This window comes from Acinetobacter lwoffii (genome assembly GCF_052078135.1).
In the GTDB taxonomy this organism is placed as follows: domain Bacteria; phylum Pseudomonadota; class Gammaproteobacteria; order Pseudomonadales; family Moraxellaceae; genus Acinetobacter; species Acinetobacter lwoffii_Z.
On record NZ_JBQGUZ010000028.1, the window covers coordinates 22,538 to 32,036 of the forward strand.

At 43.2% G+C, this 9,499-nt stretch carries 11 protein-coding genes; 9 read left to right on the plus strand and 2 right to left on the minus strand.

What is annotated here, in order from left to right; all coding sequences use genetic code 11:
- The first annotated feature begins 269 nt into the window (after window positions 1-269).
- The 6 genes from ACTL4S_RS14550 (at window position 270) to ACTL4S_RS14575 (ending at window position 5,156) form a co-directional block, all read left to right on the plus strand.
- Window positions 270-2,204: a lytic transglycosylase domain-containing protein gene (locus tag ACTL4S_RS14550; RefSeq protein WP_441299584.1), complete on the plus strand. Its 1,935-nt coding sequence runs from the start codon at window positions 270-272 to the stop codon at window positions 2,202-2,204.
- Window positions 2,205-2,236: 32 nt separating this feature from the next.
- Window positions 2,237-2,875, plus strand: a complete 639-nt coding sequence (locus tag ACTL4S_RS14555) for a ribonuclease T2 family protein (protein WP_247143177.1) — start codon at window positions 2,237-2,239, stop codon at window positions 2,873-2,875.
- Window positions 2,876-3,042: 167 nt separating this feature from the next.
- Window positions 3,043-4,029 carry a malate dehydrogenase gene (locus tag ACTL4S_RS14560; protein WP_004645103.1) on the plus strand — a complete coding sequence of 329 codons (987 nt, stop codon included), beginning with the start codon at window positions 3,043-3,045 and terminating at the stop codon, window positions 4,027-4,029.
- A 169-nt stretch (window positions 4,030-4,198) separates the two neighbouring features.
- Window positions 4,199-4,477, plus strand: coding sequence for a DUF2789 family protein (locus ACTL4S_RS14565; protein ID WP_213686840.1), 279 nt, complete (start codon window positions 4,199-4,201; stop codon window positions 4,475-4,477).
- 51 nt (window positions 4,478-4,528) lie between these two features.
- Window positions 4,529-4,783, plus strand: coding sequence for a DUF2789 family protein (locus ACTL4S_RS14570; RefSeq protein ID WP_004645105.1), 255 nt, complete (start codon window positions 4,529-4,531; stop codon window positions 4,781-4,783).
- A gap of 115 nt (window positions 4,784-4,898) precedes the next feature.
- The gene (locus ACTL4S_RS14575) at window positions 4,899-5,156 is read left to right on the plus strand and encodes a DUF2789 family protein (RefSeq protein ID WP_004645106.1); all 258 of its coding nucleotides are present in this window, start codon (window positions 4,899-4,901) and stop codon (window positions 5,154-5,156) included.
- A gap of 90 nt (window positions 5,157-5,246) precedes the next feature.
- Here the strand turns inward: ACTL4S_RS14575 and ACTL4S_RS14580 are convergent, their stop codons facing one another.
- Together ACTL4S_RS14580 and ACTL4S_RS14585 are read right to left on the minus strand one after the other, a co-directional pair.
- The gene (locus ACTL4S_RS14580) at window positions 5,247-5,774 is read right to left on the minus strand and encodes a hypothetical protein (protein ID WP_004281425.1); all 528 of its coding nucleotides are present in this window, start codon (window positions 5,772-5,774) and stop codon (window positions 5,247-5,249) included.
- A gap of 70 nt (window positions 5,775-5,844) precedes the next feature.
- On the minus strand, window positions 5,845-6,447 hold the full coding sequence (locus tag ACTL4S_RS14585) for a 2OG-Fe(II) oxygenase (RefSeq protein ID WP_191111887.1): 603 nt from the start codon (window positions 6,445-6,447) through the stop codon (window positions 5,845-5,847).
- Between the two features lie 117 nt (window positions 6,448-6,564).
- Between ACTL4S_RS14585 and ACTL4S_RS14590 the strand changes: the two genes are divergently transcribed.
- The 3 genes from ACTL4S_RS14590 to ACTL4S_RS14600 are packed head-to-tail and all read left to right on the plus strand — an operon-like array spanning window position 6,565 to window position 9,377.
- Window positions 6,565-7,422, plus strand: coding sequence for a 23S rRNA (adenine(2030)-N(6))-methyltransferase RlmJ (locus tag ACTL4S_RS14590; RefSeq protein ID WP_004732197.1), 858 nt, complete (start codon window positions 6,565-6,567; stop codon window positions 7,420-7,422).
- A 38-nt stretch (window positions 7,423-7,460) separates the two neighbouring features.
- A complete protein-coding gene (gene pssA, locus ACTL4S_RS14595; protein ID WP_005108642.1) occupies window positions 7,461-8,282 on the plus strand; it encodes a CDP-diacylglycerol--serine O-phosphatidyltransferase in 822 nt (273 codons plus the stop codon).
- Between the two features lie 18 nt (window positions 8,283-8,300).
- Window positions 8,301-9,377, plus strand: coding sequence for a DUF6670 family protein (locus tag ACTL4S_RS14600; protein WP_148335244.1), 1,077 nt, complete (start codon window positions 8,301-8,303; stop codon window positions 9,375-9,377).
- Window positions 9,378-9,499 lie beyond the last annotated feature (122 nt).

Below are 9,499 nucleotides of genomic sequence, written 5' to 3' on the forward strand. Positions count from 1 at the left end.
TGAATAAAAATTCAATTCACGGACTGAAATCTTGGAAAGGCGCATATTTTAGCAGGAAAGTCGCTTAAACTTATAGCCCAAATTAACTGTGGAAAAATATTGATTTATGGGCAAAAATTGTCTGTAGATTAATATTGCTTAATCATAAGGTTACATAACTGAACAATAGAGTTGGTTATAATCTTCAAACTAGCTCTTATGATATGCAACATGGGCAAAGCACAAAACCGATGATAGAAGGCAAAGGGATGTTGAAACACACTAAAACTATGTATAAATACTATAAATTAATTACTTTAAGTGTGGCATGTATCTGTTCAGCGAGTACACAGGCAGCAGAAGAACAATTTAATGATGCCTTGCGTGCAGCCAATGCAGGTAATACTGAACTGTTACAGCAATATCGTCTTTCTATGCAGAATGATGCCTTGGGCTATTATACGGAATACTGGATTTTAAACCAGAATCTTGCCATGCAGCCTGTCAGCCAGATTATCAGCTTTGCCCAGCGTTACCCTCAATCCGCTATGGCTGAAAAGCTGGCAGCAGACTATGTCGAAGAAAAAGTAAAAATGGCAGACTTTAGCACTGCCCAACCGGTATTGCCTTATGTAACCAATGCTGATCCTGCCGAAGCCTGTGCAGTGGCACAAGTGCGCGCCAAAGCTGGCGATGAACTGGTCTATGCCGAGTTTAAAGAAGTATGGTTAACCACCAATAGCCAACCCGATTCTTGTACTGGTTTAGGCCGGATGATGCTATCCAGTCCACTCATGACCTCAGAAGACCGTCAGCAGCGACTCTGGGGGCAACTTCGTGCCGGACAGTCAGGGCAGGCGATTGCAACTGCACAAGGCATTGGTCTAAATTTGTCTCTGGCTCAACTGAATTCGATTCAGGCCAATCCCACTAATTATTTGTGGTCTGCGCCTAAAAGTACTGCGGCAGAGCATGCCTATCTGATTTATGCATTGGGACGTCTGGCTGATAGCGATTTGGACTCAGCTTTGTCTATTGTCAAACGGACTGCCGAAGGTACACCAGTACAGGTACAACGCGCCTTATATCGTGCTGTCGGTTATATCGGTGGCACCACAGTCATGAAAAACAACTTCAACCGCGAAGTGTTAAATGCGTTAGATGTCAGCTATGGTCTGCCATTTAGCCCGGAAGAAGCCGAGATTTATGCACGTCAGGCAATTCGTTTTAGTGCCTGGGAAAGCCTGATCCGTGCGATTGACAGCATGAGCGTTAACCAGAAGCAGGAAGATCGCTGGCAATATTGGCTGGCGCGTGCTAGTGAACAACGTGCTGACCGTGCTTCCAAGCAGGCAGCAGAAAGTATTTATCGTAAGCTGGCGACCGGAGATGACTATCACAATCTTCTGGCACGCGACAAGCTGGGGCAGGTGACTGCGAGTACACCAAATCCAGCGCAGCCATCCAATCAGGCTATGCAGCGCTTGAATCAGGATATTCATTTCCGCCGTGCTTTCACCTTACGTAATATCAGCGCCCCGGAGAACTATATTAACCGGGAATGGAACTGGGCAGTGCGTCAGGCTTATCTAAAGAAGGATGATGACCTGTTGCTGGCCGCGGCAAAACGTGCCATGGATATGGGCTGGCATGATCGTGCCATTTATGCCGCTGACCGTACCGCGAACAAGCATAACTATAATTATCGTTATCCAATGCCACATCAGAACTATGTGGTCAGCCATAGTCGCAATGCCGGCATAGATCCTGCCTGGGCCTATGGTTTGATGCGTCAGGAAAGCCGTTTTAATACGGTGGCACGTTCACATGTAGGCGCGGGTGGTCTGATGCAGATTATGCCGGACACGGCCAAGCTGGTGGCACGTCAAATGGGTGAAGCTTATAACCCGGCGGCACTCACCGATATGAATACCAATATTCGCTACGGAACATTCTATTTATCTACGATTCAGCGTCAGCTTAGCGATAGTCCGGTTCTGGCAACGGCAGGCTATAATGCCGGTCCAAACCGTGCCCGTCGCTGGCAGCCAGAATTTCAGGGGATTGCCGCAGATCAATATACTGAAAGTATTCCTTTACTTGAAACCCGGGATTATGTGAAACATGTCATGACCAATGCCACGCATTACGGTATCTTGTTAGGACAGGGGGCACAGTCAGTGGGTAAACGCATGCAACTGATACCATTACGTAATACACAATAAAATTAAAATTATTGGGGGATGGTGATTTATTCATGAAAATAATGAAGGATCGTCGAGTCTGGGCTGGATTGGTTGCGCTTGTGGTTTTGGCCAGCAGTCCGGCAGTGTTTGCTACGCCGACAGACTATGTCATGGATGTACAAATGGTCCCGGCCTTATGTAGTCTGTATCCGGAATATGCCAAGAAACGAAAATGTCTGGAAGGTTATTCGCTGAATATCTCTGGCTTATATCCTCAGACCACATCACAAAATTGCACGACCAATAGCTCTGCGAAACTGTCACCACTTCAGTCCAAGGTAGTGGCCAGGATCATGCCGGATGACAATACCCGGACAATCTTATGGCGCAATATCGGTGGCTGTGTGCCGATGAATGCCAGTCAATATTTCCGGACGATTATCAATTATGCAGATCGTCTCAAAGTGCCTGCAGAACTGACGGAACAGGAAAATATTACGATTTCTGTCGATACATTGCGGGCCAAATTCCTGAAAATTAATCCACAATTACCGGGTAATGCCTTGAGATTTAACTGCCAGCAAACCCAGTCGGCCAGCGTACTTACCTCGATCAAGGTCTGTTATCGCCCCAATGGCAATTACAAATCCTGTCCTGCCAACATTATTAATACATGCCCAAAAACTGTCACAATAAAAGGAACATACTGAGCTTTTTTGCCGATTTAATTTATATTTCCTATCAGACTTTAGGTGAAATCCGTCCTCTTTTATATGCATCTGACAAAGGATTGGAGTACAATCTTTCGCGTTTACGATTATTAGATTAAATACTAACTATTTAATCGCATTGAATATCCTCAATTGGAGATAATTAGATGAAGCAAGCAGTTCGTGTTGCCGTTACTGGCGCTGCAGGTCAAATTGGTTACAGCCTATTATTCCGTATCGCAAGCGGCGAAATGCTAGGTAAAGATCAACCAGTGATTTTGCAATTGCTCGAAGTTCCTTTTGAGAAAGCTCAGCAAGCGCTTAAAGGCGTAATGATGGAGCTTCAAGATTGTGCATTCCCATTACTAGAAGACATGATCGGTACTGATGATCCTAAAGTTGCATTTAAAGATGCTGACTACGCGCTTCTAGTTGGTTCACGTCCACGTGGTCCAGGTATGGAACGTGCTGACCTGCTTAAAGTGAACGGTGAAATCTTCATTGGTCAAGGTCAAGCATTGAACGAAGTTGCGAGCCGTGACGTTAAAGTTCTAGTTGTTGGTAACCCTGCAAACACGAATGCTTACATCGCAATGAAATCTGCTCCAGATCTTCCAGCGAAAAACTTCACTGCAATGTTACGTCTTGACCACAACCGTGCTGCATCTCAAATTGCTGCTAAAACTGGTAAAGCGGTTAAAGACATCAAAAATCTTACAGTTTGGGGTAACCACTCTCCAACTATGTATGCTGACTACCGTTTTGCAACAATTAACGGCGAAAGCGTTAAAGACATGATCAACGACCAAGAATGGAATGCAAATACATTCCTTCCGACTGTTGGTAAACGTGGTGCTGCGATCATCGAAGCACGTGGTTTGTCTTCTGCTGCTTCTGCTGCTAACGCTGCAATCGACCATATGCGCGATTGGGCTCTTGGTACAAACGGCGAATGGGTAACTATGGGTATTCCTTCTGACGGTTCTTACGGTATTCCTGAAGGCGTAATGTTCGGTTTCCCTGTAACGACTGAAAACGGTGAATACAAAATCGTTCAAGGTCTAGAAATCGACGAATTTAGTCAAGAGCGTATCAACTTCACGTTGAATGAACTTGAAGAAGAGCGCGCAGCAATTGCTGACATGCTTAAATAATTTGATCTTTTCAGATTAAGTTGAAAAAGCACTCCATTTGGGGTGCTTTTTTTATATCACTCACTTTAATCAACAAAAAATAACAAGCTGTGAAGGAGAGACAACTGAGTTTTCGCTATGAGCCCTCTAAGGTAGAAACAAGATTATAGATAAAAAGATGGAGGTTCAGATGTTAGAGCAACGCGCCACCTTCGAACTTTTCTTTGAACAATTGGGTCTGGATTCGAGTCCGGAAGCGATTGACGAGTTTATTAGCACGCATCAAATTGGTATGGATGTGCCACTGCATAAAGCTCCTTTTTGGAGCAAATCACAGCATGACTTTCTGATCAGTCACTGGAAGAAAGATGATGACTGGGCCATTTTTGTCGATGTATTGAATGAACAATTACATATTGAGGCAGAGGGTTCAGGTACCTGTGACATACCGAGCCATAAATCAACCTAAGAATTCGAATCTCAACACGCTCATAATTTAACACTACGATGGAGTCTATTTATGCTTACGGAACAACAGTTAACTTTAGAATTATTATTTGAACAATTGGGTTTGCCTTCTGATGAAGCCTCAATTAATCAATTTACCCATACCCATCAATTGCCATCTGAAGTCGCATTGCCAGATGCCGAATTCTGGAGTGAGGGACAAAGTGCCTTCCTGCGTGAACATTGGCACCAAGATGATGAATGGATTGTCATTATTGACAAGTTAAATCAGCTTTTACATGTGGAAAGCGACAAACAAAGCGTTTAAATGCATTCATACAAAAAGAAACAACAAACCTAGTCAAAGGACTAGGTTTTTTTTGTCTTATCTTATAAGTTAGATCTATAAATAATTACAATTTATCTGATATAAGGAGGGCGCGATGCTCGCAAAGAACCAACCATCCTTAGAGCTCTTGTTTTCTCAGCTCGGTCTCGCCAATAGTCCTGCGGCTATTGAATTGTATGTACGCACCCATCAACTGCCAGCAGGGCTGTCCTTGCATGATGCGCCATTCTGGAATAAAGCCCAGCGTTCTTTATTAATCAGCCATTTGGTACAAGATGATGATTGGGCAATTTGGGTCGATGAACTGAATCAGCAACTGCACATGGACGCTTATAGACGTCAACCTGCTTGATCATTTTTCCTACATTTTTCTGATATTTAAAATAAGATGATATAGCTTGTATTAAAAAACGCCTCATTTGAGGCGTTTTTGTTCTTTGGCTTAATGCATTTTGCTTTTTAATATTTTGTTAAACCATTCGTGCTGACGATAATCATTAAATGCATGATGCTGCTGTAATAATTCCAGCTCAAATTCGGCAGTGGTGGTGTACTTACCTAACCAGTGGCGGGTCAGGGCCGGCTCATTTTTACTGGCACTGGCATAGGCCAGAAAGAAATAAATGTCCCCATGTTCATAACTGGCCATTGGCTTTAAAATTTGCTGAGTAATCAGGGCGAAATGGTGCTCTTTGGTCAATTCAAAAAACATCATATAAGCCTTGGCCAGATGCAAAGATAGGTTGATATACATGCGCAGCGGCATTTCTTCAAATTCTACCCGGCCTTGTTCCAGCAACACTACGGCTTCTTGCAGGAAATGTCGCTGTTCCTGACGCAGTTCACTTAAAGTCACCAGCTGTAAACGAAGATCAGCACGTTCAAGCGTTAATTCCGGCGTATTGCCTTTTAAATACAATTGGTCAGTTTCACCCAGACGTTGAATAATCTGTTTGGTTGTTAATCGCATCAACGCAATCCTCATTTCTCAATAATGGCTATATGAGGTTAAAAATTAAAATTTAAAGCGGCAGCGCGTCTTAGAGCAGTGAGGTATCACTTCTTAGCCAGGCGGTAATAGATAGACGTTGCTGTTTAGAGATTAAAACTTCATGTAATAAATCGCTCTGGAACAGCGCCATTCGGTTTGGTTTTGGCTGGATAATATGCCACTGGCCATGTTTGTCCTGCAGGCGTAGTTCACCGCCCCAGTCCGTCTGCCATTGTCCATGTAAATAATACACACTGGAAATCATCCGGCCATTTTTATCTTGAGGGTTGTCACGGTGCAGAGCATAAAACTCACCCGCGTGATAGCAAGCGAAATGTGCTTCGACATCTTTGATGCCTAAATAAAACGCGCGGTTTAAAATTTGGGAAAATTGTTGAAGTGTTTGGATGTGTCGGTGGGAAATTTGAAATTCAGGTTGTAACCAAAGAATATGATCACTACGGATGTTGTTAACGACACCATTTTGAATGGCTGCATTACGAAATTCGTTTAAGTGGCTTAAGCATTCTTGACTCACTGCATGTTGATATTCGCTAGAGTAAGCATCGTCAACAATACTAAAGCCATGTTGATCTAAATCATCTAAGATTTGATCAACATTCCAATCCCCTGGGATGATAACTGCTTCCATTTTTTCAATTCTCGATAGTGTGGTAAAAAAAGGTCCGCTATTTTAGTGCAATAATCGTTTCTGAACGAAATAGTTTTTCATGTTAAAATAGCAATTGATCTTAGGAATAATTGAAACATGAATTACCGTCACTCTTACCACGCAGGCAACTTTGCCGATGTCATGAAGCACGTTTTATTGCTTCAGTTGTTGACTCGACTGAATGCAAAAGACAAACCTTATCGCTATGTAGATACACATGGTGGTGCAGGTAAATATGATTTGTCGACTGCCGAAGCGCAAAAATCAGGTGAGTTTTTAAACGGTATTCATCGTCTTGTTAAGCTGGATGATTCGATCAAGCGTAATGCACCTGAAGGCGTACAACAATATTTGAAAATTGTTGAAAATATGCGTGAAAACTTTGGTAAGGGTGCTTATCCGGGTTCACCGTGGTTTGCCCTAGAAGGCATGCGCGAGATTGATAAAGCGACCATTTTTGAAATGCAGCGTGATGTATTCCAGCAACTTCGTCATAATATTTTTGACAAGCGTGCCGGTTTGCATGAACGTGATGCATACGAAGGTTTGTTAGCTGTCATTCCACCGAAAGAAAAACGTGGTCTGGTGATGATCGATCCGCCATATGAACTGGAGCGTAAAGATTTCCCGCAGTTGGTCGAACTGCTGGTTGCCGCGTATAAGAAATGGCCGACAGGTGTATTCGCGGTTTGGTATCCAATTAAAGACCGTGCCATGATCGAACGCTTCGAGAAGAAAATGTTTAAGACCGGTATCCGCCGTCAACTGGTTTGTGAAGTCTGTGTATGGCCGGATGATACCCCAGTAGGCTTGAACGGTTGTGGTTTGCTGGTGATTAACCCGCCTTGGAAATTCTCTGAAGATGCAGATGAAGCGCTACAGTGGTTATTCCCGCATCTTCGCATGAGTGAAAATGGTGGTCACGCTGCAGTTCGCTGGTTAGTGGGCGAGTAATTTTTTTAAAGATCAGGTCATAGTTAGGATCGACAAGAATGACAAATATAAGCAAACCGGAACGCGACTCTTCAACTGAAGTGCCTTTTGATGGCATCACCTTTGAGGTAGAAGAAGAGGAGCATACCCAGGAAGGGCAAAAAGTTAAGCGTCGAGGCATCTATCTATGGCCGAATCTGATTACAACCGCAGCGTTGTTGTCAGGTTTCTATTCGATTATTGCCAGTATGAATGGTGATTTTCAACAAGCGATTTATGCGATCTTTATTGCGGCATTACTGGATGGATTGGATGGCCGTGTGGCACGTGCGATTGGTGCACAAAGTCCGTTCGGTGAACAGTTTGACTCGCTTTCTGACATGCTGGCTTTTGGTGTAGCTCCCGCTATTTTAATGTATAGCTGGGGCTTAAGCGATTTGGGCCGAATCGGTCTGGCAGCATGCTTTGTTTATACTGCTTGTGCTGCGTTCCGTCTGGCGCGTTTCAATGTACAGATTGGTGTGGTCGATAAACGTTATTTTATTGGTGTGGCAAGTCCTCTGGCTGCCATCATGATTGTGTCATTGGTCTGGGTCGGTCTGGATTTTCCAGAAATCTTTGATATTCGTGAACCTTCTCTTCAGGTCATTAACGCAGTGGTCATTATTGCGGTGGGCTTGTTGATGATTTCCAATATCAAATATTATTCATTTAAAACTGTAGAACGTAAACGGGTTCCATTTTTTGTCCTACCAATTGCCGTATTCGTCTTTGCAGCGATGACTTATAATATTCCTGTCGGCATTCTGGTCATTTCTATTCTCTATGCTTTGTCTGGTTTTGTGACCACCTTTATGGCAAAAAGATCGAGTACATTATAAAAAGATAAGGAGTCTGAGATGCGGTTTCTTCAAGATTTTTTAGATCGTTCGAAACAGCTAAATCAGACTCCTGCTGTTTCGCGCTATCCCGCCTATCATGGTCCTACCTCAAAATATAAAATTATTCATCAAGGTTTGATGATCCCCGGGCTTCCGGCACCGCTCTATTATTTAAACTTTATGAGTATTATCGGGCAACCCAATGCACCCATGCTGTCAAACCCGAGCGCAATCGAAACCACAGCCTTAGATACCGCCACCGTGATTTGCAGTTCGAGTCCGCATATGGTGGGGCAATTACATCACTACTCGGTCAAGCAGGACTGTCATTTTAAATCGGGTCTGTTTCAGTTTCTGGATCGGGAGCAATTGAGCGGAAATTTCCCAAATTTTCGTTTGCAACGTTCTGACTCGGAGCTCAGTTTGGATTTAAATATTCAAACTATTCAACTGATTTCTCATTTTACCAAAATGCGGTTTTCCTTGGCAGATCACTGGTCTTTGCTATGTCATTGTCAGGGAACGGTGAACTATAAAGCGCAGCAATATACGATTGATGGTCTGGGAAGCTTTGAATACGCGCGAAGTTTTAACTTTCCTTATCTGCCTTTGGCCTTCCTGACTTATCAAATTATTAATCTTAGTGAAAACCGGCAACTGTTGTTGGCGCAAATTCGGGATGGTTTTAATCGTATTGTTCAGTCGCGGATCTATCTGCGTGATTTAAAAAACATGCGGACCCAAATGTTCGATCGCAAAGTTTATTTTAAAGTTCATCGTGTTTATCCGCGTGTCACGACACCTAATGGGCAGAGTATGTATTTGCCGCGCGAATTTGAATGGTGTTATGAAAATGCAGACGGTACTTGTATCTGGGTACAAGGGCAAAGTCGTGGAGATTTTAAATTTGGCCTGGCAGCGGGCTATGTAGGAAGTTTTAGTTATCAAGTGAAAATAAATGAAGAAACCGAAAGTGGGGAAGGGGGCTATTGTGAATACATAGATTGTCGGCCTTTACGCTTTCAGGAACAGAATAAAACAGAAAAAAGATTAAGTCATTTATCCAATTCAGTCCCTTTACTGCTCAAGAAATGAAGAAAAGTGCGATTTTTGTAGAATAAATAAACAATCGTGATGATTTTGCTGAATTATTTAAAAATAGGGGTTGTATTGGGTTGGGAATCCTGTAGAATGCACATCCATCGGCGGTGATGAAG

What these genes read in the sequence shown, in the direction of transcription:
- ACTL4S_RS14550 (WP_441299584.1), top strand. Translation starts at nt 270, where the DNA reads ATGTATAAATACTATAAATTAATTACTTTAAGTGTGGCATGTATCTGT.
- ACTL4S_RS14555 (WP_247143177.1), top strand. Translation starts at nt 2,237, where the DNA reads ATGAAAATAATGAAGGATCGTCGAGTCTGGGCTGGATTGGTTGCGCTT.
- ACTL4S_RS14560 (WP_004645103.1), top strand. Translation starts at nt 3,043, where the DNA reads ATGAAGCAAGCAGTTCGTGTTGCCGTTACTGGCGCTGCAGGTCAAATT.
- ACTL4S_RS14565 (WP_213686840.1), top strand. Translation starts at nt 4,199, where the DNA reads ATGTTAGAGCAACGCGCCACCTTCGAACTTTTCTTTGAACAATTGGGT.
- ACTL4S_RS14570 (WP_004645105.1), top strand. Translation starts at nt 4,529, where the DNA reads ATGCTTACGGAACAACAGTTAACTTTAGAATTATTATTTGAACAATTG.
- ACTL4S_RS14575 (WP_004645106.1), top strand. Translation starts at nt 4,899, where the DNA reads ATGCTCGCAAAGAACCAACCATCCTTAGAGCTCTTGTTTTCTCAGCTC.
- ACTL4S_RS14580 (WP_004281425.1), bottom strand. Translation starts at nt 5,774, where the DNA reads ATGCGATTAACAACCAAACAGATTATTCAACGTCTGGGTGAAACTGAC.
- ACTL4S_RS14585 (WP_191111887.1), bottom strand. Translation starts at nt 6,447, where the DNA reads ATGGAAGCAGTTATCATCCCAGGGGATTGGAATGTTGATCAAATCTTA.
- ACTL4S_RS14590 (WP_004732197.1), top strand. Translation starts at nt 6,565, where the DNA reads ATGAATTACCGTCACTCTTACCACGCAGGCAACTTTGCCGATGTCATG.
- pssA (WP_005108642.1), top strand. Translation starts at nt 7,461, where the DNA reads ATGACAAATATAAGCAAACCGGAACGCGACTCTTCAACTGAAGTGCCT.
- ACTL4S_RS14600 (WP_148335244.1), top strand. Translation starts at nt 8,301, where the DNA reads ATGCGGTTTCTTCAAGATTTTTTAGATCGTTCGAAACAGCTAAATCAG.